Genomic DNA, 24,268 nt, shown 5'->3' on the forward strand with positions numbered 1-24,268 from the left:
ATCAGCCGGTGGTGGATGCCGTCTCATACCAAGGTTTGGGTTGCCGATCGGCTACCCGCCGCCCGCGGCACGCACTGCAACGCGCAACGATCTACCTTATAGTTGCACTTGCATTCGAACGCACATGCAACGCATCGATCGCCGGCCCGATGCGTCACGTCTGTCCATCCGGTTTTTCGCGCGCAACGCGAGCCCACAGCGCAAGCACCTGGTCCTCATGCCCACGTCCGCAACCCTCACGCTCAAGCCGCCAGGCGACTCACCTCCGGCGGAAAGCGAGCTCTTTCTGTCGGCGCCGATACCGATCCTGATCGAAGACTGGTCGCACGTTTATCGGGCGGTGCAGGCGCTGCGGCGGTCGGGCATCGTCGATCTCGACCGCTATTTCGACGAGCATCCGCACGCCGTCGCGGAGCTGCGCGCGCAGCACACGCTGGTGGCCGTCAACGACGCGGTGGTGAGCCTGTTCGAAGCGGAGTCGAGAGCGCATTTCCTCGAGCATGCGCAGATCCTGTTGCCGCCCGATCGATTGAGCAACCGCGCGGTGCTGCGCGCCATCTACGACGCTAGCCCCGCGTGCCAGGGCGAGCGCACGCTGCTGACCTTCAAGGGCCGCAGCGTGCCGATCGTGTGGCGCTGCTCGCTGCCGAAGCACGAGGACGGCTACCGGCGCCTGCATTTCTACGCGTTCGACGTGACCGAACAGAAGGAGCACAGCGACCGGCTCGACGCGTTGCGCGCGGAAGCCGCGCGTGCCGCGCGCGTGTCGCTGTTCGGCGAGATGTCCGCGTCGATCCTGCACGAGGTGAGCCAGCCGCTGTCGGCCGTCGGTTCATCGGCCGAAGCCGCGTTGCGCTGGCTCGCTCGCGACGAGCCCGACATCGGCGAAGCGACGGCCGCCATCGCCCGCGCCGCGCGCTGGGCGCGCGACGCGACCGAGATATGCCGCAAGATTCGCGGCTTCATCGCCAAGGCGCCGGTCCAGTTCGTCGAGTTCGCGGCGTCGGACGCCGTGCATGCCGCGCTGTTCCTGGTCTCGCCCGAAGCCGGCGCAAAGGACGTCCGCATCGAACGTTCGATCGATCCGGACGCGCGCGTATTCGCCGATCCGGTTCTGATCCAGCAGGTGCTCGCGAATCTGCTGCTCAATGGCATCCAGGCGATCGATATCGGTTCGTCGCGCGAGCGCGTGCTCAGCGTGTCGGTCACCGCGAATGCCGACGAAGTCGTGTTCGACGTCTGCGATACGGGCCCCGGCGTCGAACAGGCGACGATCGACCAGCTTTTCGAGCCGTTCTTCACGAGCAAGTGCGACGGCATGGGAATGGGCCTCACCGTCGCTCGCTCGATCGTCGACGCGCACCACGGCAGGATCTGGGCACACGGCGAACCGGGCGCGGGCTGCCGCTTCTCGTTCGCGCTGCCGGCGCGCCGGCCCGCCGACGCCGCCGACGCGTGACGAGCGCCGTAGCGCCGGACGCAGTTTTGCTGAACGCTTGCCCTCGTCGCCGCGGGGCGGCTTAACGCGCGGTTCGCCCAAGCGCCGGATCAACACGACGGCCGCCCCCCATAGACGGTCACCGACAGGTTCGAGCCCGGCACCTCGATCGGCAAGCCGAACTGGAACCGCACCGAACCGGCGTCATCGCCGCGCCGCCTAAGCCGCCGCCGGCGCGTGCACGCCGATGGCTTCCGACTTGCGCACGAGGTCGGCCAGCGACGACGCATTCATCTTGCGCATCACCGACGCGCGATGCTGCTTGACGGTGATCAGACTCAATCCGAGCTGCGAAGCGATCTGCTTGTTCAACGCCCCGCTGACCACGTGCGCGAGCACCTCGCGCTCGCGCCGCGTGAGCTGCTCGAACAACTGCTGCAGCCGCCGGCGCGTGCTGTCGTTCGTACGCCGAGCCGTATCGAGCGACAGCGCGAGGTTCACGGCGTCGATCAGCTCCTGGTCGGTAAACGGCTTCACCAGAAAATCGACGGCGCCGCCCTTCAGCGCCTTGCGACACACCTCGACGTCGGCGAAGCCGCTGATGACGACGATCGGCACCGGCGGCCGATCATGCGCCTGCTGGAACACCAGCCCGCTCTCGCCGCGCAGCCGGACGTCGAGCAGCAGACAACTCGACGCGTCCGCCCATTGCGTCGCGCGCAATTCGGCGGTGCTCGCAAACGTCGCGACGCGCATGCCCATCGAGCGCAACAGCGTATCGAGCGACGCGCGCACCGCGGCATCGTCGTCGACGATGTACACGACCGGCGTCGAACCGTCTTGCGTCGCTACCTCTGCCATATCCTGCGTCTCAACGGTCCATTCAGTCATGGTTCAGTGCCGCGAATGCGGGCCGCGACGCATCTCGCGCCGGCGTGTCCGACGGCGCTTGCGTCACCGGTGCTCGATGCGGGCCGCGGGCAATTGCCTGCGAGCGCATTCGCGCGCGTACCCGGCGCGCAGCCGACCGACCGCGTCCCTTCGCCGCCGAACCAGCGGCCGGCCGTCGTGCGGCGAGCGTCGCGTCGCATCGAGGTGGCCGGGCCGCCATCGCCGGATCGGCGAGCACCAGCATCGACGCCCCATGCGCGAACGCAGCCGAGCGCGGCACTGAAATCGGGTGCGGAAAGTTCGTCCAACTGGCGGAAACGATGTCGACGGGTTGACGCGAGATCTGCTGGATGCGTCCCGTCGGCTGCGAGGCCCCGGCCGGCGGCATCCCGGAACCGATGCCATCCGGACAGCGCTCATTTTATTTATCAACGATGCGCGCGGAGGGACACAGTTCCCTCGTTTCGCGCCATGCTGGGGGCGACATCCGCCGGCACGCGTCAGTCGGAATCCACGGGCTCGGTCGCGGCCGGCCGCCGCAGCGCCTGCGGCGGCTGTCCGAACGCGCGCACGAAGGAGCGCCTCATGCGCTCCGGATCCGCGTATCCGGTTTCGCGCGCGATCGTGTCGATGGTCCATGACGAACTCGTCAGGAAATCGCGCGCCGTTTCGAGCCTGATGCGATCGACCGCCTTGGCCGGCGTCAGGCCCGTTTCGTCCTTGAAGCGACGCGTGAACTGGCGCTTGCTCATTCGCGCCACGTCGGCGAGCTTCTCTACGGTCAGCTCGGTGCCGAGATGCTGCCGGATGTAGGTGATGACGTCGTGGATCCGGTTGCTGCGCGCCGGATGCTCGAGCAGCACCGACGTCTGCGGCTGCGCGCCCGAGCGCCGCCACCGTTCGATCACGAGATCCTTCGCGACCTCCAGCGCGGCATCCGCGCCGAGATCCTCCTCGAGCATCGCGAGCGCCATGTCGATGGCCGTGCTCATCCCGGCCGAACTCCAGATCCTGCCGTCGCGCACGAAGATGCAGTCCTTCTCGACGCTCACCGCCGGAAAGCGCTCCCTGAACTGGTCGACGTACGCCCAGTGCGTCGTGGCGCGGCGCCCGTCGAGCAGGCCGGCGTCGGCCAGCAGAAATGCGCCGAGGCAGATCGAGGCCATCCGCTCGACTTTGCCGGAGAGATCGAGCAGCAACTGGCGCATGCCGTCGGTCAGCGGCGGCTTCGACAACGACGCACCGACGAATACGGTGTGCAGCTCCGCCGCGTGAGCCGGCCGGGTCGACGCGCACATGCCGAACGACGCCTCCACCGGGCCGCCATCCTCCGAGATGACGCTGACCTCGTACAGCGAGCGCCCGGCCCGCAGATTGGCGATGTCGAACACGGATAACGCTAGCAAACTCATCACCTGGAACTGCGGGACGAGGACGAGCCCAATGCGACGCATACTGACCTCATGTGAATCGGCACCGCCGGCCCACCCGGCATGACCGCGACAAACAGGAAAAAGCCGGCAGGCAGCGGCGCTCGCTGCCCGCCCGCTGGCACGCCGGCGATGCTACAAGATTTTTCCGGCGCGGGAGAATGGCCATACGGCGAGCCGGGAAAACCGGCGCCGAGTGCCGAGCGGCACGCTTCGCGCGGCCCTCTCGTTTTCGGTGCGACCCCAAAAATCCGGCGGAATCTGCGCAGCAGCATTTGCGCGCGAGCGTTCTGCCCCCACACGAATGCTCGCGAAGGCGCGATACCACACCGGCTCGATATCGGGATAATATTGCGCGCCGCGCAGGGGCACGTGCCGCTTCTGCGCCGGCATCCGAACTTGAAGCCTTGGAGCAAGCATGCAAGACATCATCGACGGTTTTCTGCGTTTTCAGCGCGACATCTTTCCGCAACGCGAGGCGCTGTTCAAGCAACTCGCCACGTCACAGAGCCCCAAAGCGCTGTTCGTCACGTGCTCCGACAGCCGCGTCGTCCCCGAGCTGCTCACGCAGCGCGAACCCGGCGAACTGTTCGTCATCCGCAATGCCGGCAACATCGTGCCGTCGTACGGCCCCGAGCCGGGCGGCGTGTCGGCCACCGTCGAATACGCGGTCGCCGTCCTCGGCGTGCGCGACATCGTGATCTGCGGCCACTCCGATTGCGGCGCGATGGGCGCGATTTCGCGCTGCACGTGCCTCGATCATCTGCCGGCCGTCGCGAACTGGCTGCGCCATGCCGATGCCGCGAAGGTCATCAATGCCGCCCATGAATACGACACGCCGCGCGCCAAGCTCGACGGGCTGGTGCGCGAAAACGTGATCGCGCAGCTCGCGAACCTGCGCACCCACCCGTCGGTCGCGCTCGCGCTCGAGCAAGGCCGCATGAACCTGCACGGCTGGGTCTACGACATCGAGAGCGGCGGCATCGACGCGCTCGACGGCGCGACGCGGCGCTTCGTCCCGCTTGCGGAATCGCCGTCGGTGGTCGCCGTGAACGCGCGCGATCGCGGGCAGGTTTAGTCGCTTACCGGCTCGCGCCGGCAGTAGTGCGGCGCGAGCCGGGTTGCCGGCCGGTCGGCGCGCGCGCCATGCGCTTCGATCGACCGCGCGCATGCGGCTTGCGTGCGCCGCCTCGCTCGGCCGACCTCGCGCGGCCGCCCTAATGCGCGGTGCGGCGCAACATCTTCGTGTCGTAGCCGAGCGTGCGCACGCGTTCGATCAGCGCCGCGGCCTCGTCGGCAGAAGGCTTCGCGCTGCGTGTGAGGATCCACAGGAACCGCCCCGACGGCTCGCCGACGATCGACCATGCGTAGTCGTCGGCGTGATCGAGCACCCAGTAATCGCCGAAGAAGAACGGCCCGAAGAACGACACCTTCAGTTTCGCGTCGCCGCTGCCGGCGACGATTCTCGCCCGCCCTTCGGAACTCCGCACCGGCCCGTTCGGGCCGCCTTCGCGGCAGCTGTTGCGCACGCCGATGAGGCCGTCCTCCCGCTTCGCATAGTCGGCCGTCACGCCGTCGCATCCCCGTTCGAAGCGGTTTTCGTAGCGCGCGAATTCGTACCATCGGCCGACGTAGCGATCGAGATCGACGGGCCTGGCCGGTTGCGGCACCTGCGCATTGCCGCTCGGCCCGCCGGCCAGGCCGGCGCATCCGGCGAGCAACAGCGCTGCGCCGGCGACGATCACGCACACCGCACGCGCGGGCCTACGGACGGTACTTTGCTTCATTGGCTTGCTCTCCAGGCACGATGTGCGGCCATTGTGCACTCGACCGACGGGATGCTGCAGCCTCCCGCGAACGACGCGTGCATCTGCACGCGCGCGACGCTCGTATCTGCCTGAAGATCCCGCGACGCGCGCGGGCCTGCACGACAGGCGGCGTGTCGACCGCGATCGCTCAACCGCTACGTCCGACAGTGCTATATTTCGCTCCACATTCAAGCCATGGCTCTGCGCGCCATTTTCTCCGCATGAACGACAGGCCGAAGGATGCCGGGCGCGTCGTTCCGTCAGCGTCTGCGCGCGACGGCGACGCGGACGCCGCGCGCCGCGAACACCTGAATCGCGTGATGTCGCTGGCGGCGCTCGGCGATCAGGCCGCTTTCGCCGAGCTTTACCGGCTGAGCGCGGCGCACCTGTTCGGCGTCATCGTGCGGATGGTGCACGATCACGGGGAAGCCGAGGATCTCCTTCAGGAGGTCTACACCGCCGCGTGGCGGCGCATCGATGCGTTCGACCCGGCGCGCGGCGGCGCGATGACATGGCTCGTCACGCTCGCGCGCAACCGGACGATCGACCGGTTGCGGCAGCATCGCGACGCGCAGCTCGACGACGAACACCGGCTGACGCTCCCCGACGACGATCCGACGCCGGCCGCGCTCGCGGAGGCGAGTCAGCAGCGCCAACGCCTCGAGCGCTGCCTCGAGCGGCTCGATCCGCACCACGGCCGCGCGGTGCGCGAGGCGTTCTTCAGCGGTGCGACCTACAGTGAGCTGGCCGCGCAGTTGCGCGTGCCGCTCGGAACCATGAAAAGCTGGATCCGGCGCAGCCTGATGCAGCTAAAGGTGTGTCTGGAGCAATGAATACGCCGCCCGATCACGATCCCGAACTGCGCTGCGCGGAATACGCCCTCGGCGTGCTCGACGCCGACGCACGCCGCGAGCTGGAGCAGTCCGCCGCACGCGATCCGATGTTGCGCGCCACGCTCGAGCGCTGGCAGCGCCGTCTCGCGCCGCTCGCCGAAGACGTCGCGCCGGTCGCGCCGCCCGCGCGCGTCTGGACGAAAATCCAGCGCGAGCTCGACTTCGCCGCTGCGCCGCCCGTTCGCGGCGACGCACGATCAAGCGGATGGTGGAACAGCCTGCAACTGTGGCGCTGGGTCGGCATCGGCGCGAGCGCCGCGGCGCTCGGGCTGCTCGCGGTCAACGTGCTCCGCATCGGCGAGGCGCCGCAGCGCGCCGCCGTCGGCACGCCCTACATGGCCGCCACGCTCGCGCGGCAGGACGGCGTGGCCGACTGGACGGCCACGGTCGACCTGCGGCGCGCGACGATGGTCGTCGTGCCGGCGAACACGCCGGCGATCGCCGCCGATCGCTCGACCGAACTGTGGCTGATTCCGCCGAATGCGAAGCCGATTTCGCTCGGCGTCTTCGCGCCGAACGCGCCGGCGTCGATGACGCTGCCCGATGCGATCGTCGCGCAACTCGGCGCGCGCGCGGTTCTCGCCGTGTCGCTCGAGCCGCGCGGCGGCTCGCCGACCGGTCAACCGACCGGGCCCGTGCTCGCCACCGGGCCGATGCACGCCGCATAACGCGCACCACATGACGCACGCCGCGCAACCGCGCGGTGCGCGACTACGTCTCACCCGCCCCTTCCCGACACCGCCGAACCGCGCTGCATCCTGCCTGCTGCATCCGTTCCGCCCACGGCTCCGTATATCGAAGACATCGCGTCCTCGGAGCCCGTATGCCCGCCGTCGCCGTTGCCCTGCTCGCTTTCATCGGTCTGTTCCTGTCGTTCACGGCGGTATGGATCGAACAATTGCATTCCCGCAACGCCGCAATGATCGACCCCGTCTGGGCCGCGACGCTCGGCGGCGTAGCCGTGTTCGTCGCAGCGCTCGGCACCGGCCTCGCCGCGAATCGCGCGCTCGTCGCGATCGGCGGCGGCGTCTGGGGCCTGCGGCTCGCGCGGCATCTGTGGCGGCGCAATCGCGGGCAGCCGGAAGATCCGCGCTATCGCCGGTTCCGCGAGCAATGGGGCGACGCCGCGCCGCGCAACATGTTCTGGCTGTTCCAGCTGCAAGCGCTGATCTCGATGTTGCTGTCGATCGCGTTCTTCGTCCCCGCCTATAGCGCGGAAGCGCCGTCGGGGGCGGCGCTTGCCGCCGCGGTCGCGATCTGGATCGCCGCCGTGGCAGGCGAGACGGCCGCCGACCGGCAGCTCGCGCGCTTCCTCGCCGATCCCGGCCACCGCGGCCAGGTCTGTCGCGTCGGCTGGTGGCGCTATTCGCGGCACCCCAACTACTTTTTCGAGTGCGTGCACTGGCTCGCGTACACGGCGCTGGCGATCGCGATGCCGTGGGGCTGGCTGACGCTGCTGCCGCCGCTGCTGATGGCCGTGCTGCTGGTCAAGATATCCGGCTTGCCGCTGCTCGAAGCGCGTCTCGTGCAAACCCGGCCGGGCTACCGCGACTACATGCGCACGACCAGCGCGCTCGTGCCGTGGCCGCCCAGGCCGATGCGCGGCACTTCCGCCGCGCCGACCGATCACCCCGAAGACCGGAGCTCACGCTGATGACCGCTACCACCTCGCCACCGTCGCCGGCCACGCTGCCGGCACCCGACGACTCCTGGCTGATCCGCTGTTGCGAGCGCGGCTGGCTGCCGGACCCGCTGATCCGCGCCGGAATGCGCTCGCTGATGCGCGACCGCCTGCGCGCCGAACATGCTTACGACGGCGAAGGGCGAGCGGCGGCCCATGACGCGCTGGTGCGCGAACTGAGCGCGAGCCCGATCGCGATCGACACGCAAGCAGCGAACACGCAGCACTACGAGGTGCCCGGCGCGTTCTTCGAGGCGCATCTCGGCCCGCGGCTCAAGTATTCGTGCGGCTATTACCCGCGCGGCACCGAAACGCTCCCGCAGGCCGAGGACGCGATGCTCGAGTTGTACGTGGAGCGCGCCCAGCTCGCGGACGGCCAGCGCATTCTCGACCTCGGCTGCGGCTGGGGCTCGCTGTCGCTGTGGCTCGCCGAACGCTATCCGCACGCGCAGATCGTCGGCCTGTCGAACTCGCACGGCCAACGGCTGTTCATCGAGCAATGTTCGGCGCGGCGCGGATTGACCAATCTGCGCATCGTGACCGGCGACGTGGTCGACTTCGATTTCGACGCCGACGACGCCGGCTTCGACCGCGTGCTGTCGATCGAGATGTTCGAGCACATGAAGAACTACGGGCAACTGCTCGCGAAGATCGCGCGCTGGATGCGCGACGACGGCAAGCTGTTCGTGCACATCTTCGCGCACAAGCTGCTCGCCTATCACTTCGCGGTGCGCGACGACACCGACTGGATGTCGCGCCATTTCTTCACCGGCGGCACGATGCCGTCGGCCGATCTGCTGCTGCGGTTCCAGGACGACGTGCGCATCGCCCGCCAATGGTGGCTCGACGGCACGCACTACGCGCGCACGGCGAACCAGTGGCTCGCGTCGCTCGACGCGGCGCGCGACCGGATCATGCCGATTTTCGACACCGTCTATGGCGCCGACGCGCGCGTCTGGTTCCAGCGCTGGCGAATGTTCTACATGGCCGTCGCCGAGCTGTTCGGCTATGCCGGCGGGCAGGAATGGGGCGTCGCCCATTATCTGTTCGACAAGCGCCGGGGGCACGCGTGAGGCCCGTCATGTCGCACGGCGCGGTGCGTCGCGTGGCCGTCGCGATGGCGATGGCGATGACTCTCGCGCTCGGCGCCGCAGGCTGCTCCGACGCTCCGCCGAACCCGAATCCGCGCGCCGGCGTTCCGCTGTCGACCGTTCCCGTCGACCTGCCGCGCTACATGGGCCGCTGGTACGTGATCGCGAACATTCCGTATTTCGCGGAACGCGATTTCGTCGGCAGTCGGGCCGAATGGCGGCTACGCGAAGACGGTCGGATCGACGACGCGTTCGTCGGCCGCAAAGGCGGCTTCGATCGACCCGAGACGCGCTACCGGTTCGTCGATTCGGTCAAGCCCGGCAGCGGCGGCGGCGAATGGCGCGTGCGGCTGTTCTGGCCGGTGTACGTCACGCAGCTGACGCTGTATGTCGACGCCGACTATCGCTACACGATCCTCGGCTACCCGGGCAAGACGCTCGGCTGGATCTTCTCGCGCGAGCCGACCATGGACGACGCCACCTATCGGTCGCTGCTCGCGCGGCTCGACGCGATGGGCTACGACACGTCGCGCTTCAGGCGCGTGCCGCAAACGCCCGACCAGCTCGGCCAACCCGGCTTCGCGTCGCCCGGCCGGCGCGATTGACGGCTTGCCGTGCATCCGCACGCGCGCGCGCCACGTATATCCGGACATGTCATTTCCGATTGCGCTATTGTGACTGACGGAGACCCTTCGCGATGCACCCGCAATACATCGGCTCGCTGCCGCGCGGACGACGAATCGCCGTCGTCGGCGCCGGCATCGCGGGCCTCGCAAGCGCCTATCTGCTGGCCCGCCGTCACCGCGTGACGCTGTTCGAATCCGCCGACTATCTGGGCGGCCACACGCACACGGTCGACGTCGAACTGGACGGAGCGCGCCACCCCGTCGACACGGGGTTCCTCGTATTCAACGACCGCACCTATCCGAACCTGATCGCGCTGTTCGACGAACTCGGCGTGGCGGCACATGCGACCGACATGTCGTTCTCGGTGTCGGTCGACGGCGGCCGGCTCGAATGGGCCGGCCGCAATCTCAACACGGTATTCGCGCAACGCCGCAACCTGTTTTCGCCGACGTTTCTCGGCATGCTGCGCGACATCCTGCGCTTCAACGCGGCCGCGCGCGATCATCTCGACGCGGCGCACCGCCAGCGTCTGTCGGTCGGCGAACTGCTCACCGCCGGCCGCTACGGCGCGCCGTTCCAGCATCACTATCTACTGCCGATGGCGGCGGCGATCTGGTCGAGCGCGGCCAACGACATCCTGCGGTTTCCGGCGGCGACGTTCCTGCGCTTCTGCCTGAATCACGCGCTGCTGCAGGTCAACAACCGCCCGCCGTGGCGCACGGTCGCCGGCGGCGCGCGGCAGTACGTCGAGCGCATCGCCGCGACGCTCGACGACGTGCGCGTCGGCACGCCGGTGCGCGCGATCCGGCGCGACGACGGCTACGTCACGGTCGCCACCGACGCGGCCGGTCACGAGCGCTTCGATGCGGTCGTGCTCGCCTGCCACGCGCCGACGAGCCTGCGGCTGCTCGCCGACCCGAGCAACGCCGAGCGCGACGTGCTGGGCGCCGTGCGCTATCAGCACAACGTCGCGGTGCTGCATACCGATACGGCGCTGCTGCCGCGCCGCAAGCGCGTGTGGTCGGCCTGGAACTACCTGAGCGGCCGGTCCGCGCCGGGCGGCGGCGACGCAGCGCCAGTGTGCGTCAGCTATCTGCTGAACCAGTTGCAGCCGCTGCCGTTCCGTTCGCCGGTGGTCGTCACGCTGAATCCGGTCGACGAGCCCGCGCCCGGCACGCAGCTGGGGCGCTACGACTACGAGCATCCGCTGCTCGATCTCGCGGCCGTCGACGCGCAGCAACGTCTGCCCGCGCTGCAGGGACGGCGCAACACGTGGTTCGCCGGCGCGTGGACGGGCTACGGGTTTCATGAGGACGGGCTGAAATCGGCGTTGCGCGTCGCCGCCGACTTCGGCATCGCGCCGGTGTGGGCGCGCCCATGAACGCGCCGTTCGCCCGCGACGGCCATGCCGCGCGGCTTCTGGTCGGCCACGTGATGCACGAACGGTTGCGGCCGGTGCGCCATGCGTTCACGTATCCGATCTTCCAGGTCTGCTGCGACGTCGAACGGCTCGACGAGATCGACGGCCGCTGGTTCGGCGTCGACCGCTGGCGCCCGCTCGCGCTCGCATCGCGTGACTACGGCCCGCGCGACGGGCGGCCGCTCGGGCCGTGGATGCGCGATCTGCTCGCGCGGGCCGGGATTCCGGCCGACGGCCCGATCTGGCTGCAGACGATCCCGCGCATCTGCGGATACGCGTTCAACCCGGTCAGCTTCTGGTACTGCTACGACCGCGCGGGCCGGCTGCGCGCGCTCTACGCGGACGTGCGCAACACCTTCGGCGCGTACCACGGCTATCTGCTGACGGCGCTGCATCACGCGCCGATCGACGCCGGCACCGCCCTCGTCTGTCGAAAGACGTTTCACGTCTCGCCGTTTTGCGAGGTGGCCGGCAGTTATGCGTTTCGCGTGCGTCAGCGCGGCGACCGCCTGAGCGTCGCGATCGACTATCGCGACGACGACGGCCTGGTGCTGCGCACAGCGCTCGGCATGCGCGCCGAACCGCTGACGGCCGCACGCGCGTGGCGAGCGCTGGCTCGCCAGCCGCTGAACGCGGTGAACGTCGTCATCCGCATCCATTGGCAGGCGCTGCGGCTGTGGCTCGCGCGCGTGCCGTTCTACGGCAAGACGCCGCCCGACAATGCGGCCGGCGCCGATTCGTCCCTGTCCCGCTCGCCGGACGCGTCGTCACGCGGCCGCCCGGCGACGTCCGATCACGAGGCCCGCCCATGACCCTGCTGCGCCTGCTCTCTGCCGCCTCGCAAGCGGCGCTGCCGCTGTCGGCCCGGTTGTTCATCGCGCTGCTGCGACGCATCCACGACGGCCATCTCACGCTCGTGACGCCCGAAGGCGCACAACACGTGTTCGGCGATCCGCACCGCCAGCCGGCCGCGACGCTGCAGATCCGCGACTGGCGCGCCTGCCGCGCGATCCTGCGCGCCGGCGACATCGGCTTTGCCGACGCGTATCGCGCCGGCTGGGTCGACACGCCCGATCCGGTCGCGCTGCTGCGCGTCGCGATCCGCAATCAGCCGGTGATCGCCCAGACCGTGACGGGCGGCCTCTTCGCACGCGTGTGGTACGCGCTGCGCCATCGGCTGCGCGCGAATACGCGCGCGGGCAGCCGCCGCAACATCCACGCGCATTACGACCTCGGCAACGACTTCTACCGGTTGTGGCTCGACGATACGTGGACCTATTCGAGCGCATGCTTCGACGGCGACGATCGCCGCCCGCTCGCCGACGCGCAGGCGGCGAAGTATCAGCGCATCGTCGCGACGCTCGGCCTGCGCGCCGGCATGCGCGTGCTCGAGATCGGCTGCGGCTGGGGCGGCTTCGCCGTACACGCGGCGCGTCAGGGCATCCGCGTGCACGGCGTGACGATCTCGCAGCAGCAATATTCGCTGGCCCGCGAACGGGTCGCGCGCGAGGGGCTGGCCGATCTCGTCACGATCGAATTGCGCGACTATCGCGACGTCGACGGCCAATACGACGCGGCGGTGTCGATCGAAATGTTCGAGGCCGTCGGCGAACGGTTCTGGCCCGTGTACTTCGACGTGCTCGTGCGGCGCCTGAAGCCCGGTGCACGCGCGTTGATCCAATCGATCACGATCGCCGAGTCGCAATTCGAGGCGTACCGCGCGTCGAGCGACTTCATCCGCGAATTCATCTTTCCCGGCGGGATGTTGCCGAGCGCCGAGCGCTTCGTCGCCGCAGCGCGCCGCGCCGGACTGGCCGCCGCACCGGTGCACGCGTTCGGCGACGACTACGCGCGCACGCTGCGCACGTGGCGGGCGACGTTCGATGCACACGCCGATCTGGTGCGCGCGCAAGGATTCGACGAGACCTTCATTCGCACGTGGCGGCTGTACCTCGCCTATTGCGAAGCGGGATTTGCCGAACGGCGGACCGACGTGATGCATTTCGTCGTGTCGGCGGGCCGCTGACGTGACGCGCCGGTTCGCGGTCCTCGCGGCCGTTTCGGCGTGGGCGGCGTTCGCGATGCCGGGCGCCGCCGATGCAAATTGCGTCGACGATGTCGCGTCGGCGCGGCTGATCGGCTCGGGCCGCTTCTGCGTGTTCGGGATCTGTCTGTACGACGCGCAGCTGTGGGCGCGTCGCGCGCCCGGCGCGTTCGACACGCCGTTCGCGTTGTCGCTGGCCTATCGCCACGACGTGACGGGCGAGCGGCTCGTATCGACCGGCATGGACGAAATCGAGCGCCTCGCAGCGGCGCCCTTGCCCGCCGCGACGCGCGACGCGTGGCGCCGCGACATCGCCCGCGCGTTCACCGACGTGTCGCGCGGCGACGTGCTCTGCGGCGTGTATCTGCCCGAGCGCGGCGCACGCTTCTATACGAACGGCCGCTTCACCGCGGAAGTGGCCGATCCGGCGTTCGCGCGCGCGTTCTTCGAGATCTGGCTCGATCCGCGCACACGCGCGACGTCGTTGCGCCGCCAGTTGCTCGGCGACGACGCGCGCTGATTCGGCCGGCGGGCGCGGCCGGCCGAATACCGCACGCGGCCGCGTTGCCGCGTGATCGAACTTCGTGAGGATCGCTTTCAACGCGTCGTTCGCCATGGTCGACAAGATTCACTTGCCTCGAAAAACGTGTGCCGCCTGTGGGTTGCCTTTCAGCTGGAGAAAGAAGTGGAAGGCAGTGTGGGAGGACGTCCGATATTGCTCGGATCGCTGCCGGCGAAACCGGCGATCGACCGGGAGGGGGAAGTCGGTCGGTTCGCGCGATTGAGGTCGCGCTGGCTCGTCGCGCATAGCGCCGGGCCAATCAGGGGTGAACCTCGTCGCGCGGTTGAGCGCTGTTGGCCCATGCGCGCCGTGCGTTCTCCGCGGTTGACGCAAGTCGAAAGAGCTGCACGCCGGCTGTCCCTGCCGGTGTCCGGTCGAGATGGGCCAGCAGGAGGAGATCCAGCGCGCCACCGAGGTTGAATGAATCGAATTTGAGCCATTGACTCATCTATCTGAGTCATATCCTGAGTCAGACGCCCAACACACCCCACTCCACTGCCTTGCATTCGTATGATGCGTATCGTTTGGCGCAGATTCATCACGGATTCGTGACTCACAATTCCGTTTCTATCGGCACAAAATTGAAGCAGATTCGGCTCAACAGGCCATATCACGCGCACAATTCCACACGAATACCCCATACCTCAGAGACAATGACCCACTAAATTCGCATTTTCACAACTCTTGACTCGCTTTTCTGCTTCACATTCCCGAAAATTTGCATACAATCGAGCCGTGACGCAGGTATCGACCCAAGGGAGGCCCCGTGCCAACACGCAACGACCACATCAAGCTGAGCCGTCTCGCCATCCGTGCGGCCGCGGGCCGGATGCGTGCGGCCGCCGCCACCGCGCGCGCGCGCTCGCACCGTCCCGCCGCGAACGCCGACGAACCCGCTTCGCGCCAGCGGCTCGCGGCGCTGACGCGCGGGGAACGCCGTCGTCGCCCGCAACCACAGGCGATCGACCGATGCGCGCGCGCCGAAGCGACGTTCGTCCGCACTGACGGAACGACGCTCGCCGAAGCCGACCTCGGTACGCCCGCCTATCCGACGCTGCTGGTGATGGGCGACCTGTTCGCCGCCGACATGCCGGTCGCGCCGGCCGCGCCGCCCGGATTGCGCATAAGCGAGCGCGCCGAGTCGGTGTTCCAGGCGCTGCGGCATCCGGAGCTATTCGTCGATTCATTCGTCGCGCACGTCACGTGGCTGCACAGCGACGTTGCGCAGCTCCTCGTGTCGCTGGCGCACGGGCGTCGCGTCCGTGCGGCCGCGGTCGTCTACGAATACGGCAGCGTGCGCGCCGTCGAGCTGCTGCGTGTCGCCGGCTTCGATCTGTTCCGTGCGGCCGACGGTCAGGTCGACCGTCAGTTCGTGCTGGCGAAACTGAAACGCGCGGTCGCCGCCACGTTCGCGCCGGAACGAACCGACAGCGAACCGGAGTTGCCGCGCATGCGGCATCGCGACGACACGACGCCTGCCGCGCGACACCGCACATCGCACGCACGCCGCCGTCGCGAGCGCGCGGGCCGGCCCGGTCGGCAGGCACGCGCGCGCGTTCGCACCTGAGCCACGCGCGGCCGATACCTCTTCGGGCACGCACGGCATCGCACCGGATCACGATCTGCCGCACCACCATCCAACCTCGAGAAACGAACCGAAATGGGAAATGTAATCGACGCGCCCGAGCACACGTTGACCGCGATCGACGAGGGCATTCCTCTGTCGCAACTGATTCGTCGTCGGCTCGAACATGCGGGCGCGCGCTTTCATGCGAACGACAACATCGCCGCGCACCTGCGCGACGGCGAGCTCGACGCGCTGCAGAGCGAAGTCGCACAGCGGATGGAAGCGGTGCTGCGCTCGCTCGTCATCGACGTCGATCACGACCACAACACGCGCGACACCGCGCGGCGCGTCGCGAAGATGTTCGTCCGCGAAGTGTTTGCAGGCCGTTACGAGGCACCGCCGCCCGTCACCGAGTTCCCCAACGTCGAGCGGCTGGACGAACTGCTGATCGTCGGCCCGCTGCGCGTACGCAGCGCGTGTTCGCATCATCTCTGCCCGATCATGGGGCGGACATGGATCGGCGTGCTGCCGAGCGCCACGTCGAATCTGATCGGCTTGTCGAAGTATGGCCGGCTCGTGAACTGGGTCATGGCGCGCCCGCAGATTCAGGAGGAGGCGGTCAAGCAGATCGCCGACCTGCTCGAACGGCGCATCGCGCCCGACGGGCTTGCCGTCGTGCTCGAAGCCGACCACTTCTGCATGCACTGGCGCGGCACCAAGGACGACCAAGCGAAGATGACCAACAGCGTGATGCGCGGCAAGTTCCTCGCGGACGCGTCGCTTCGCCGCGAGTTCCTTGCCCTTCTGTCCGGCAAGGACGCGTAGGCCGGCACGGAACCACGCGCAATGAATCCACCGGCACGGTGTTCACTCATGATCGGCGTCCGCGCGCACCGCGACGCGCAAAAGCAGGAAGCTCACAGCATGCGGAGTTGCAGATGAACTGTTCGCACGAGTCACTCCGCCCGTCGTCGGCGCACGGGCGCGCGAAGCCGCTCCATTCGGCCAGACAGCAACGCCGCGGCGCCGCTCATTCCCGGTCGCATGCGGCAGGCGCCGACGCGTTCGCAGACGACACGGCGCAGCGCGAACCGGACGAGCAAGCCGTCTGGCACGCGGCGCTCGACAGCCTGCTGTGTCGCGTCGCCGCCGGCGACGAGCAGGCATTCGCACAGCTGTACCGATTCACGTCGGCACGGCTGTACGGCGTGATCGTGCGGATGATACGTGACCGCCATGAAGCGGAAGATCTGCTTCAGGAGGTGTTCACGACGGCATGGCGGCGCGCCGGTGCGTTCGACGCCGAACGCGGCACCGCGATGACATGGCTGCTGACGCTCGCCCGCAATCGAACCATCGATCGGCTCCGGCAGCACCGTGACGCGCCGCTCGACGAAGAGCAGGCGCTGCTGATACCGGACGAAGGCCCGACACCGGACGCGGGCGCTCAGGCAAGCCAGGAACGCCAGCGCCTGGAGCGCGGGCTCGCCCATCTCGGCGAGCGACAAGCCTACGTGCTGCGTGAAGCGTTTCACGGCGGCGCATCGTATGCCGAGCTGGCCGAGCGCATGCAGGTTCCGCTCGGCACGATGAAGAGCTGGATTCGCCGCAGCCTGCTGCGGCTCAGGATTTACCTCGAGCAATGAGCCAGCCCGATTGCAGAAGTTCGACGTCGAGTGCCGATGCCCATGCGGCACGCGCTGCGGCGATCTCCCAACGCATGGGGCTGCCACGATGAATCACATGCCGCCGTTTTCCGACTCATCGGCACATATCGCTATCGTCGGCGCCGGGATAGCGGGGCTGGCCTGCGCGCGCGTGCTGGCCGACGCGGGTCACCGCGTGACCGTGTACGAAAAGAGCCGCGGTGTCGGCGGACGCATGAGTACGCGCCGTACCGCGCTCTGGCAAGCCGATCACGGTGCGCCGTATTTCACCGCGCAACATCCGGCGTTCGTCGCCGAAGTAGCGCGCTGGGTGGCAAGTGGAGCAGCAGCCCCGTGGGAGGCGCGCGTGGCGTCGATCGGCGCGCTCGGCCCGCGTGCGTTGCTCGCGCCTGCGCTGCGGTACGTCGGCGTGCCGGGCATGTCGGCGCCGGCGCAGCGTCTGTCGGCCGGCATTCGAACGCTCTGCGAAACGACGATCGTCGAGTTGATCCGCGACGGAGATTGCTGGCGCGCGACGTCGGCCGAGCACGGTGTACTGGACGCGCACCACGACGCCGTGATCGTCGCCGTCCCGGCGCCGCAGGCCGTGCCGCTTTTGCGGCATGCGGAGCCGGGTCTTGCCGTCATCGCACAGCGCAGCGAGATGCGCGCGACGTGGACGGTGATGGCGCAGTGCCGCGGGCTGCCGGACGCCGGCTTCGACGCGGCCTTCGTCAATGCGGGGCCGCTCGGCTGGATCGCCAACGACACGTCCAAGCCCGGGCGCGCCGGCATCGACACGTGGGTGCTGCATGCAACGCCCGACTGGAGTCACGCTCATCTGGAAGCACGGGCCGAATGGGTGACCGACGCATTGTTGGCGGCGTTTCGGGACATCACGGGCGCTGGCGCCGAGTCGGCGACTGCCCATCGGTGGCGCTATGCGGAGCCGGCCGCTGCCACGGCCTCGACGCACGGCCGCTTTGCATGGCGGACGACGGCGGGCGTCGGGCTGTGCGGGGACTGGCTGGGCGGCGGCAAGGTCGAAGGTGCATGGTTGAGCGGCAGCGGGCTCGGCGGCGCCGTGGTCGACGCGTTGGGCACACGGAATTCACGCGTTGAGACACCCAGTTCCGATAGTTGATCGATTCGTGAACGTCGGAGGGTGGGGCGCGCGCCAATTCCGCGATGCTCTCTGCTACTTAACGCATGCGGCGAGCGATCGCGCGGCGCCGCGGCAGTGCTCGACATGCGACACGGGCGCAACACACGGCACCCGCGCACTTCGGCATTTCGACGCAAGCGGCGCTCCCCATCCGCCGCCCCTTCATACGCCCCAACCACAACCCGCCCTACAGCGACTCGATATCCCGCACCACGCACTCCGCCTGCGCGCGGATCGCATCGAGCGCCTCGTCGTCGAAACGCGCGAGTTGCCGATAGACCATCGACAGCCGGTGGTTGTGTTGCAGCGCGCTGCGATGCCGGTCGAAGAAATCCCAGTACAACGCGTTGAACGGGCATGCGTGCTCGCCCGTGCGCGCACGATGGTCGTACGCGCAGCCCTTGCAGTAGTTGCTCATCCGGTTGATGTACGCGGCGCTGGAAACGTACGGCTTGGTCGCCATCGCGCCGCCATCCGCGTACTGGCTCATGCCCAGCGTGTTCGGCAGCTCGACCCATTCGAACGCATCGATGTAGACGCCGAGATACCACTGATGCACCTGACGCGGCTCGAGCCCGGCCAGCAGCGCAAAGTTGCCGATCACCATCAGTCGCTGGATATGGTGCGCATGCGCAGCGTCGAGCGATTGCGTCAGTGCATGCGCCATGCACGCCATGCGCGTGCTGCCGTTCCAGAACCAATGCGGCAACGCGCGCCGATGGCCGAACGCATTGCTGTCGGCGTAACCCGGCATGCGCGCCCAGTACACGCCGCGCACGAACTCGCGCCAGCCGAGAATCTGCCGGATGAACCCTTCGACCGCGGCCAGCGGCGCGGCGCCGGTGCGATACGCATGCTCCGCGCGCTCGACGACTTCGCGCGGATTCAACATCTTCACGTTGAGTGCGAACGACAGCATCGAGTGGAACAGGCGTCGCGCATCGCGGTGCATCGCATCCTGAAAGCGTCCGAAGAAAGGCAGCCCATGCCGGATGAAGAAATCGAGACACGCGAGCGCCTCGCTGCGGTCGACCGGCCAGCGGAAGTCGTCGGCGGACGGCGCGCCGAAGCTGCGCACGCCGGCGGCCACGATCCGGCTCCACAGCGCGCGATGGTCGTGACGCGGACGCCAGTCGGGCGGCTCGGCAGGCGTACCGGACCACGCCTCGCGGTTTTCGGCATCGTAGTTCCATTGCCCGCCTGCGGGACGCCCTTGTGCGTCGAGCAACACGCGATGGCGTACGCGCATGCTTCGATAGAAGCGGTCCATGACCCACGTGCGGCTGTTGCCGAACAGGCTCGCGACTTCGTCACGCGTCGTGTAGAAATGGTTCGTGTCGAGCGCTTGCACCGGCACGCGCGCCGACGCCGCATAGGCCTGCAGTTGCCGGTCGACGCGCCACTCGTCGGGCAGCAGATACTCGATGCGATGTGCACCGTAGCGGTCGACCAGCATGTCGAGGTTCGCCGCAATGGCCTGGCGATTGAGTGGATCGTCGATCTCGATGTAGTGGACGACGTGCCCCGCCTCGCGCAGCAACTCGGCGAAGCGGCGCATCGCCGCAAACACCGCAATGAGCTTCTGCGCGTGATGGAGCACGTAGTCGGTCTCCTGCCGAATCTCCATCAGCGCGTACACGATGTCGGGCCGGACCTCGGCGAACCAGGGGTGATGCGGGTCGAGCTGGTCGCCTAGAACGAGCCTCAAGGTGGTCATGGGATGCTTTGCGATCGCTTGTCGTTCATGAGGTGTCGAGGCGGGCGCATCGCGACGCCGGATGCGTCACGATCCTTCACTTACAACTTCGCGCACAACGCCCGCCGCACCGATACATTCTAGCCGCGCATGCGCTTCACGAACCATCTTTCCGATCAAAATTGAGCACATTGAATCACTTTCCTGCTTCAAATTTCCGGCAAACAGCGTAAAATCCTGATACATCAGCCATCGACTTCAGGAGAGCACCGATGTCCGCTCGCAAGGATCGCGATACGCCGCACCGCTATCGCAGCGGCGAGGCCGCGCGCCTGGCACGCATGCCAGCAGCCACGCTGAGGATTTGGGAGCGGCGCTATGGCGTGGTTGCGCCGCCGAAGACGCCGTCCGGGCAGCGGATGTACTCGGACGACGACGTGCAGCGGATTCGTTTGCTAAAGGCCCTCGTCAACCAGGGCCACGCGATCGGCTCGATCGCGAGCCTGAGCCGCGACGAACTCGAGGCGTTGTCGTTGACCGATACACGCGGCGCGGCGCTGCCCGAAACGGGCGTGAGCCTAGCCGTCGTCGGCGCGCTGCCGATCTCGGCGTCCGCTATCGAGCGCATGGGCATCCATATCGCGGCGCGCATCGAATCGATCGACGAAGCGAGCCGGCACACCGGTACGTCCGCCGATGCGCTGATCGCGACGACCACGTCGCTTCATGAAGACGTCGTGTCACAACTGGCCAGCGCGGCGCAAGCGCTCAATGCACATGCGGTGGCCGTCATATACGGGTTCGGCACGGCGGAGGCCGTCGAGCTGGCGCGGCTGTCCGGGTTCGAGCTGTTCCGCTCGACGGAAGGCCAGACCAACTCCGCGTCGATCATTTCGAAACTCGCCCAGGCGGTCGTCAAGGCGCGACAGGCGAACGACACCGAGCGCGGGCTGTGGCTGCGCACGCAGCGCCGCTTCGACGAAGCGACGCTCGCGTCGCTGAGCGGCTTGTCGACGACGGTCAAATGCGAGTGCCCGCGCCATCTGTCCGAACTGATCATGCAACTCAGCGCGTTCGAGCGCTACAGCGACGAATGCGTGTCGCGCTCGCCCGCCGATGCGCTGTTGCACCGCCATCTCGGCGACGCGGCAAATCGGGCCGCCGAATTGCTCGAAACGGCACTCTCCGTCATCCTGCGTGAAGAAGGGCTGGACGCGGCCGCGCAAGCGCCGAAGTCGGTCTAGGGCGGCAACCGCCAGCCAGCGGTTGGGTTGCGTTGTGGCGTAGCGCGTCGTCGACGCGCGATGCGCGGCGACGAGCGCGCCCGTTCCATTTCACCACCGCTCACTGCGCCGAAACCGCCGACGCGACCGTCGCAGCGCGCGGCTTTGCGTCGCCGCTCGCGACTCCGGCGTTCGACACGCCGCCCGCGCGCTCGACGAATGCCGACAGATCGTCCAGCACCGACGCCGCGCGTCTGAGCGGCGCGCCCAGCACGCCGACCAGCGCGGCATGGCTCAGATGCCGGTAGCGCGTGACCACCACGCTATCGCCGGCGTTCTGCAACGCCCGCGCGAATCGATCGGTGTTGCCGGGCTCGACCACCGTATCGTTCTCGGCGACGGCCAACCACATCGGCGGCTCGCTGCCCCGCACGAAGCGGATCGGCTGGCTCGCTGCACGCTGGTCGTCGGGGAAGATCCGTTCGAGCGTCGCATCGCGCAGCGGCAGGAAATCGTATGGGCCGGCCAGCCCGATCACGCCCGCGATCTCGCTGCTGCGCATCTCGCTCGCGGCCAGATAGCGGCCGTCGGTGGCGAGCAGCGCGGCGATTTGTGCGCCGGCGGAATGCCCCATCAGGAACACGCGCCGCGGGTCGCCGCCGAACGCAGCCGCGTGCCCGCGCGCCCATGCGACCGCACGGGCCGCGTCGTCGATGAAGCCGGGAAAGGTGGTGGCCGGATAGGTGCGGTAGTCGGGCACCACGGCGACAAAGCCGCGCGACGCCAGCGCCTCGCCGACGAACAGATAGTCGTTGCGCTTGCCCGACTGCCAGCTTCCCCCGTAAAAGAACACGACGACGGGCGCGCCGGCATTCGGCTCGGTCGGCCAGTCGCGCGCCACGCGCGCCGGCAAGTAGACGTCGAGCACTTGGCGCTCGCCGGGCCCGTAGGGGATATCGGCGAAAAGGCGGAAGGTGTTGGTCGGCGTCAATGCATTCAGAAGCCGCAGCGGACTGTGCGCGGCCAGCAAAGCGGCTGCGACCAGCACGGACAGCACGGCGAGCGCCACCTTGAGGTTCATGCAAATCTCCAATTGTGACCACGCGGGTCGCATACCCGCGTATACGTAGCCGGAGCGCAGGCGGATGCAGGCGCGCGTTCCGCTCGTGTCGGCACGAGATGCATCCGTTCGCCGCGCACCGCCGTATACGCATGAACCAACGAACGGAGCCCGCATGCCCGCCATCGCTCCCGATGAAGCCATCGTCTGCGAATCGCCCTATTCCTTCGGCGCTGTTTGGCTGCGCGCTGCGCGTGCGCGCCGTGTCGAGATGCGACGTGTGCATCGCTGTGGCCACGGACGAGGCTTGGCGCTCATCCTGCCGGCGGCGATCGCGATCGCAGCGCGTTGGGACGGCGTGACCGCGCCGGTCATCGCGGGCAATGGACAGCCGCGACATGAATAACGCGGCCATCGTTCGGATACGTCGCGCGGCTCGGCCCCATCCCGTTCACACCATGCAACCGCAACTCTTCACGACACACTCATGACCCGCTCCGACCTTCCGCACGAAGCTCGCCCCGTCGTCGTATGGTTCCGCGACGACCAACGGCTGGCCGACAACCCCGCGCTGACGCATGCGCTCGACACCGGGCACCCGGTCGTTTGCGTGTATGTGCACGACGCCGCGCCGAAACACGGTCGTGCGATGGGCGGCGCGCAGCGCTGGTGGCTCCATGAATCGCTGAGCAAACTCGACGACGCGCTCGCGGCGCATGGCGGCTCGCTGATTCTGCTGCGCGGCAACGAGCATGAAGCGATCACCGGTTTCGCCGCAGCGATCGGCGCGGCGATGGTCGTCTGGAACCGGCGTTACGCGAAGGCGCAGACCGGCACCGATGCGTCGATCAAGAGAGACTTGATCGACCGCGGGATCGCCGTGTCGACGTTCAACGGGCACCTGCTGCGCGAACCGTGGACGGTGACCACGCGCGAAGGCCTGCCGTTCCAGGTCTTCAGCGCGTACTGGAGAGCCGCTCGGCGCGACGATTTTTTCCCGCCGGTTCCGCTGCCGGCGCCGTCGCACATCCGGTTTTTTCCGGTTCCAGCCCACGCGACGCCACACGTCTGCACGCTTCGCGAGCTCGAGCTGCAGCCGTCGGCTCCCGACTGGGCCGGCGGGCTGCGTGAGACCTGGCAGTGCGGCGAGCAAGCCGCCAGCGATCAACTCGAAGCATTCCTGGAGAATTCGCTGTCCGACTATCCGACGCTGCGCGATTTTCCGGCCGCTCGCGCGACGAGCCGGCTGTCGCCGTATCTGCGCTTCGGCAACATATCGGTTCGGCAGGTTTGGTACGCGACGCTGTCGGCGGCCGATGCAATGCGAAGTGCGCACACCGTGCGCGGCATCGACTCAAAGGACGGGCCGTTGAACAAGTTCCTCAGCGAAATCGGCTGGCGAGAATTCTCGTACCACCTCCTGTATCACTTCGCGCCGCTTCATCAGGTCAATTTCCGCCGGCAGTTCGATTCGATGCCGTGGCGCGACGACGCGAAGTCACTGCGCAAGTGGCAGACGGGCCGCACGGGCTACCCGCTCGTCGATGCCGGCATGCGCGAGCTGTGGCATACCGGCTGGATGCACAACCGCGTGCGCATGGTGGCGGCGTCGTTTCTGTCGAAACACTTGCTGATCGACTGGCGACAGGGCGAAGCATGGTTCTGGGATACGCTGGTCGATGCCGACGAGGCGAGCAATCCCGCGAGCTGGCAGTGGGTGTCGGGCAGCGGCGCCGACGCGGCGCCGTATTTCCGCATCTTCAATCCGGTTCTGCAGGCGCAGAAGTTCGATCCGCACGGCGACTACACGCGTCGCTGGGTGCCCGAGCTCGCGCAGCTTTCCGCAGACACCGTCCACGCGCCATGGGCCGCGTCGCGCGAGCAGTTGCAACGCGCGTCCGTCACGCTCGGGCGAAGCTATCCGATGCCGATCGTCGATCATCAGTGCGCGCGTGCACGCGCGCTGGAATCGGTGAAGCGGCTCGATTCGGAAAGCCATGCGTAGCATGGTCGTAGCGGCGGTGGA

The 24,268-nt window shown here is 68.0% G+C and carries 27 protein-coding genes; 19 read left to right on the top strand and 8 right to left on the bottom strand.

The window, feature by feature from the left end:
- Window positions 1–217: 217 nt before the first annotated feature.
- Window positions 218–1,459 carry a sensor histidine kinase gene (locus C3Y15_RS00940; RefSeq protein ID WP_243860155.1) on the top strand — a complete coding sequence of 414 codons (1,242 nt, stop codon included), beginning with the start codon at window positions 218–220 and terminating at the stop codon, window positions 1,457–1,459.
- Between the two features lie 198 nt (window positions 1,460–1,657).
- Here C3Y15_RS00940 and C3Y15_RS00945 read toward each other — a convergent pair whose 3' ends face one another.
- The 3 genes from C3Y15_RS00945 to C3Y15_RS00955 form a co-directional block, all read right to left on the bottom strand.
- Entirely contained in the window at window positions 1,658–2,299 is a 642-nt protein-coding gene (locus C3Y15_RS00945; protein ID WP_046427415.1) for a response regulator, read from the bottom strand.
- A gap of 530 nt (window positions 2,300–2,829) precedes the next feature.
- A complete protein-coding gene (locus C3Y15_RS00950) occupies window positions 2,830–3,783 on the bottom strand; it encodes a GlxA family transcriptional regulator (RefSeq protein ID WP_046427413.1) in 954 nt (317 codons plus the stop codon).
- A 111-nt stretch (window positions 3,784–3,894) separates the two neighbouring features.
- Window positions 3,895–4,152 carry a hypothetical protein gene (locus tag C3Y15_RS00955; protein WP_134206798.1) on the bottom strand — a complete coding sequence of 86 codons (258 nt, stop codon included), beginning with the start codon at window positions 4,150–4,152 and terminating at the stop codon, window positions 3,895–3,897.
- Window positions 4,153–4,177: 25 nt separating this feature from the next.
- On the opposite strand from C3Y15_RS00955, the gene C3Y15_RS00960 reads away from it, so the two are divergent.
- On the top strand, window positions 4,178–4,837 hold the full coding sequence (locus tag C3Y15_RS00960; protein ID WP_014725781.1) for a carbonic anhydrase: 660 nt from the start codon (window positions 4,178–4,180) through the stop codon (window positions 4,835–4,837).
- Window positions 4,838–4,976: 139 nt separating this feature from the next.
- Here the strand turns inward: C3Y15_RS00960 and C3Y15_RS00965 are convergent, their stop codons facing one another.
- Window positions 4,977–5,546, bottom strand: coding sequence for a lipocalin family protein (locus C3Y15_RS00965; RefSeq protein ID WP_124259698.1), 570 nt, complete (start codon window positions 5,544–5,546; stop codon window positions 4,977–4,979).
- 242 nt (window positions 5,547–5,788) lie between these two features.
- Between C3Y15_RS00965 and C3Y15_RS00970 the strand changes: the two genes are divergently transcribed.
- The 10 genes from C3Y15_RS00970 to C3Y15_RS01015 all read left to right on the top strand — a co-directional run bounded on the left by C3Y15_RS00970 (window position 5,789) and on the right by C3Y15_RS01015 (window position 14,108).
- Window positions 5,789–6,400, top strand: coding sequence for a sigma-70 family RNA polymerase sigma factor (locus tag C3Y15_RS00970; RefSeq protein ID WP_124259715.1), 612 nt, complete (start codon window positions 5,789–5,791; stop codon window positions 6,398–6,400).
- Window positions 6,397–7,128 (top strand): anti-sigma factor, encoded by a 732-nt coding sequence (locus C3Y15_RS00975; RefSeq protein ID WP_124259697.1) that lies wholly within the window; start codon window positions 6,397–6,399, stop codon window positions 7,126–7,128. Before C3Y15_RS00970 ends, C3Y15_RS00975 begins: the two co-directional genes overlap by 4 nt.
- Before the next feature lie 155 nt (window positions 7,129–7,283).
- Window positions 7,284–8,114, top strand: coding sequence for a DUF1295 domain-containing protein (locus tag C3Y15_RS00980; protein WP_046427407.1), 831 nt, complete (start codon window positions 7,284–7,286; stop codon window positions 8,112–8,114).
- Window positions 8,114–9,214, top strand: a complete 1,101-nt coding sequence (locus tag C3Y15_RS00985; RefSeq protein WP_011880043.1) for a class I SAM-dependent methyltransferase — start codon at window positions 8,114–8,116, stop codon at window positions 9,212–9,214. The genes C3Y15_RS00980 and C3Y15_RS00985 overlap by 1 nt, the downstream gene beginning before the upstream one ends.
- Before the next feature lie 8 nt (window positions 9,215–9,222).
- Complete coding sequence (locus C3Y15_RS00990) at window positions 9,223–9,837, top strand: lipocalin family protein (RefSeq protein WP_011880042.1); 615 nt, start codon at window positions 9,223–9,225, stop codon at window positions 9,835–9,837.
- A gap of 92 nt (window positions 9,838–9,929) precedes the next feature.
- A complete protein-coding gene (locus C3Y15_RS00995; protein ID WP_124259696.1) occupies window positions 9,930–11,240 on the top strand; it encodes an FAD-dependent oxidoreductase in 1,311 nt (436 codons plus the stop codon).
- Window positions 11,237–12,091 carry a DUF1365 domain-containing protein gene (locus C3Y15_RS01000; protein WP_124259695.1) on the top strand — a complete coding sequence of 285 codons (855 nt, stop codon included), beginning with the start codon at window positions 11,237–11,239 and terminating at the stop codon, window positions 12,089–12,091. Before C3Y15_RS00995 ends, C3Y15_RS01000 begins: the two co-directional genes overlap by 4 nt.
- Window positions 12,088–13,305, top strand: a complete 1,218-nt coding sequence (locus tag C3Y15_RS01005) for a cyclopropane-fatty-acyl-phospholipid synthase family protein (RefSeq protein WP_124259694.1) — start codon at window positions 12,088–12,090, stop codon at window positions 13,303–13,305. The genes C3Y15_RS01000 and C3Y15_RS01005 overlap by 4 nt, the downstream gene beginning before the upstream one ends.
- A gap of 1 nt (window position 13,306) precedes the next feature.
- Window positions 13,307–13,843 carry a chalcone isomerase family protein gene (locus C3Y15_RS01010; protein ID WP_124259693.1) on the top strand — a complete coding sequence of 179 codons (537 nt, stop codon included), beginning with the start codon at window positions 13,307–13,309 and terminating at the stop codon, window positions 13,841–13,843.
- Between the two features lie 94 nt (window positions 13,844–13,937).
- A complete protein-coding gene (locus C3Y15_RS01015) occupies window positions 13,938–14,108 on the top strand; it encodes a DUF2256 domain-containing protein (RefSeq protein ID WP_080484387.1) in 171 nt (56 codons plus the stop codon).
- 36 nt (window positions 14,109–14,144) lie between these two features.
- On the opposite strand, the gene C3Y15_RS01020 is transcribed toward C3Y15_RS01015, so the two are convergent.
- Window positions 14,145–14,333, bottom strand: a complete 189-nt coding sequence (locus C3Y15_RS01020) for a hypothetical protein (protein ID WP_124259692.1) — start codon at window positions 14,331–14,333, stop codon at window positions 14,145–14,147.
- Between the two features lie 318 nt (window positions 14,334–14,651).
- Between C3Y15_RS01020 and C3Y15_RS01025 the strand changes: the two genes are divergently transcribed.
- From C3Y15_RS01025 to C3Y15_RS01040, 4 genes are all read left to right on the top strand, one after another.
- Window positions 14,652–15,452, top strand: a complete 801-nt coding sequence (locus tag C3Y15_RS01025) for a hypothetical protein (RefSeq protein WP_045579631.1) — start codon at window positions 14,652–14,654, stop codon at window positions 15,450–15,452.
- 93 nt (window positions 15,453–15,545) lie between these two features.
- Window positions 15,546–16,277: a GTP cyclohydrolase I gene (locus C3Y15_RS01030; RefSeq protein WP_046427402.1), complete on the top strand. Its 732-nt coding sequence runs from the start codon at window positions 15,546–15,548 to the stop codon at window positions 16,275–16,277.
- Between the two features lie 113 nt (window positions 16,278–16,390).
- Window positions 16,391–17,098 (top strand): sigma-70 family RNA polymerase sigma factor, encoded by a 708-nt coding sequence (locus C3Y15_RS01035; RefSeq protein ID WP_011880034.1) that lies wholly within the window; start codon window positions 16,391–16,393, stop codon window positions 17,096–17,098.
- A 97-nt stretch (window positions 17,099–17,195) separates the two neighbouring features.
- Window positions 17,196–18,242: an FAD-dependent oxidoreductase gene (locus C3Y15_RS01040; RefSeq protein WP_124259691.1), complete on the top strand. Its 1,047-nt coding sequence runs from the start codon at window positions 17,196–17,198 to the stop codon at window positions 18,240–18,242.
- 208 nt (window positions 18,243–18,450) lie between these two features.
- Here C3Y15_RS01040 and C3Y15_RS01045 read toward each other — a convergent pair whose 3' ends face one another.
- On the bottom strand, window positions 18,451–19,980 hold the full coding sequence (locus C3Y15_RS01045; RefSeq protein ID WP_059475452.1) for a cryptochrome/photolyase family protein: 1,530 nt from the start codon (window positions 19,978–19,980) through the stop codon (window positions 18,451–18,453).
- Window positions 19,981–20,046: 66 nt separating this feature from the next.
- Window positions 20,047–20,205 (bottom strand): hypothetical protein, encoded by a 159-nt coding sequence (locus C3Y15_RS31610; protein WP_155416650.1) that lies wholly within the window; start codon window positions 20,203–20,205, stop codon window positions 20,047–20,049.
- A 26-nt stretch (window positions 20,206–20,231) separates the two neighbouring features.
- Between C3Y15_RS31610 and C3Y15_RS01050 the strand changes: the two genes are divergently transcribed.
- Window positions 20,232–21,203, top strand: a complete 972-nt coding sequence (locus C3Y15_RS01050) for a MerR family transcriptional regulator (protein ID WP_011880031.1) — start codon at window positions 20,232–20,234, stop codon at window positions 21,201–21,203.
- Window positions 21,204–21,303: 100 nt separating this feature from the next.
- Here C3Y15_RS01050 and C3Y15_RS01055 read toward each other — a convergent pair whose 3' ends face one another.
- Window positions 21,304–22,263 carry an alpha/beta hydrolase gene (locus tag C3Y15_RS01055; protein WP_043292622.1) on the bottom strand — a complete coding sequence of 320 codons (960 nt, stop codon included), beginning with the start codon at window positions 22,261–22,263 and terminating at the stop codon, window positions 21,304–21,306.
- Window positions 22,264–22,417: 154 nt separating this feature from the next.
- Here C3Y15_RS01055 and C3Y15_RS31950 point away from each other — a divergent pair, with 154 nt between their 5' ends.
- Together C3Y15_RS31950 and C3Y15_RS01065 are read left to right on the top strand one after the other, a co-directional pair.
- Window positions 22,418–22,648, top strand: coding sequence for a hypothetical protein (locus C3Y15_RS31950; RefSeq protein WP_185499735.1), 231 nt, complete (start codon window positions 22,418–22,420; stop codon window positions 22,646–22,648).
- 81 nt (window positions 22,649–22,729) lie between these two features.
- Window positions 22,730–24,247: a deoxyribodipyrimidine photo-lyase gene (locus tag C3Y15_RS01065; RefSeq protein WP_046427399.1), complete on the top strand. Its 1,518-nt coding sequence runs from the start codon at window positions 22,730–22,732 to the stop codon at window positions 24,245–24,247.
- Window positions 24,248–24,268: the final 21 nt, after the last annotated feature.

The organism is Burkholderia sp. B10 (genome assembly GCF_004368385.1).
Taxonomy (GTDB): Bacteria; Pseudomonadota; Gammaproteobacteria; order Burkholderiales; family Burkholderiaceae; genus Burkholderia; species Burkholderia vietnamiensis.

Bases quoted from the DNA above. Each gene is read 5' to 3' on its own strand.
- C3Y15_RS00940 (WP_243860155.1), top strand. From the start codon at position 218: ATGCCCACGTCCGCAACCCTCACGCTCAAGCCGCCAGGCGACTCACCT.
- C3Y15_RS00945 (WP_046427415.1), bottom strand. From the start codon at position 2,299: ATGGCAGAGGTAGCGACGCAAGACGGTTCGACGCCGGTCGTGTACATC.
- C3Y15_RS00950 (WP_046427413.1), bottom strand. From the start codon at position 3,783: ATGCGTCGCATTGGGCTCGTCCTCGTCCCGCAGTTCCAGGTGATGAGT.
- C3Y15_RS00955 (WP_134206798.1), bottom strand. From the start codon at position 4,152: ATGCCGGCGCAGAAGCGGCACGTGCCCCTGCGCGGCGCGCAATATTAT.
- C3Y15_RS00960 (WP_014725781.1), top strand. From the start codon at position 4,178: ATGCAAGACATCATCGACGGTTTTCTGCGTTTTCAGCGCGACATCTTT.
- C3Y15_RS00965 (WP_124259698.1), bottom strand. From the start codon at position 5,546: ATGAAGCAAAGTACCGTCCGTAGGCCCGCGCGTGCGGTGTGCGTGATC.
- C3Y15_RS00970 (WP_124259715.1), top strand. From the start codon at position 5,789: ATGAACGACAGGCCGAAGGATGCCGGGCGCGTCGTTCCGTCAGCGTCT.
- C3Y15_RS00975 (WP_124259697.1), top strand. From the start codon at position 6,397: ATGAATACGCCGCCCGATCACGATCCCGAACTGCGCTGCGCGGAATAC.
- C3Y15_RS00980 (WP_046427407.1), top strand. From the start codon at position 7,284: ATGCCCGCCGTCGCCGTTGCCCTGCTCGCTTTCATCGGTCTGTTCCTG.
- C3Y15_RS00985 (WP_011880043.1), top strand. From the start codon at position 8,114: ATGACCGCTACCACCTCGCCACCGTCGCCGGCCACGCTGCCGGCACCC.
- C3Y15_RS00990 (WP_011880042.1), top strand. From the start codon at position 9,223: ATGTCGCACGGCGCGGTGCGTCGCGTGGCCGTCGCGATGGCGATGGCG.
- C3Y15_RS00995 (WP_124259696.1), top strand. From the start codon at position 9,930: ATGCACCCGCAATACATCGGCTCGCTGCCGCGCGGACGACGAATCGCC.
- C3Y15_RS01000 (WP_124259695.1), top strand. From the start codon at position 11,237: ATGAACGCGCCGTTCGCCCGCGACGGCCATGCCGCGCGGCTTCTGGTC.
- C3Y15_RS01005 (WP_124259694.1), top strand. From the start codon at position 12,088: ATGACCCTGCTGCGCCTGCTCTCTGCCGCCTCGCAAGCGGCGCTGCCG.
- C3Y15_RS01015 (WP_080484387.1), top strand. From the start codon at position 13,938: ATGGTCGACAAGATTCACTTGCCTCGAAAAACGTGTGCCGCCTGTGGG.
- C3Y15_RS01020 (WP_124259692.1), bottom strand. From the start codon at position 14,333: ATGAGTCAATGGCTCAAATTCGATTCATTCAACCTCGGTGGCGCGCTG.
- C3Y15_RS01030 (WP_046427402.1), top strand. From the start codon at position 15,546: ATGGGAAATGTAATCGACGCGCCCGAGCACACGTTGACCGCGATCGAC.
- C3Y15_RS01035 (WP_011880034.1), top strand. From the start codon at position 16,391: ATGAACTGTTCGCACGAGTCACTCCGCCCGTCGTCGGCGCACGGGCGC.
- C3Y15_RS01040 (WP_124259691.1), top strand. From the start codon at position 17,196: ATGCCGCCGTTTTCCGACTCATCGGCACATATCGCTATCGTCGGCGCC.
- C3Y15_RS01045 (WP_059475452.1), bottom strand. From the start codon at position 19,980: ATGACCACCTTGAGGCTCGTTCTAGGCGACCAGCTCGACCCGCATCAC.
- C3Y15_RS31610 (WP_155416650.1), bottom strand. From the start codon at position 20,205: ATGTATCAGGATTTTACGCTGTTTGCCGGAAATTTGAAGCAGGAAAGT.
- C3Y15_RS01050 (WP_011880031.1), top strand. From the start codon at position 20,232: ATGTCCGCTCGCAAGGATCGCGATACGCCGCACCGCTATCGCAGCGGC.
- C3Y15_RS01055 (WP_043292622.1), bottom strand. From the start codon at position 22,263: ATGAACCTCAAGGTGGCGCTCGCCGTGCTGTCCGTGCTGGTCGCAGCC.
- C3Y15_RS31950 (WP_185499735.1), top strand. From the start codon at position 22,418: ATGCCCGCCATCGCTCCCGATGAAGCCATCGTCTGCGAATCGCCCTAT.
- C3Y15_RS01065 (WP_046427399.1), top strand. From the start codon at position 22,730: ATGACCCGCTCCGACCTTCCGCACGAAGCTCGCCCCGTCGTCGTATGG.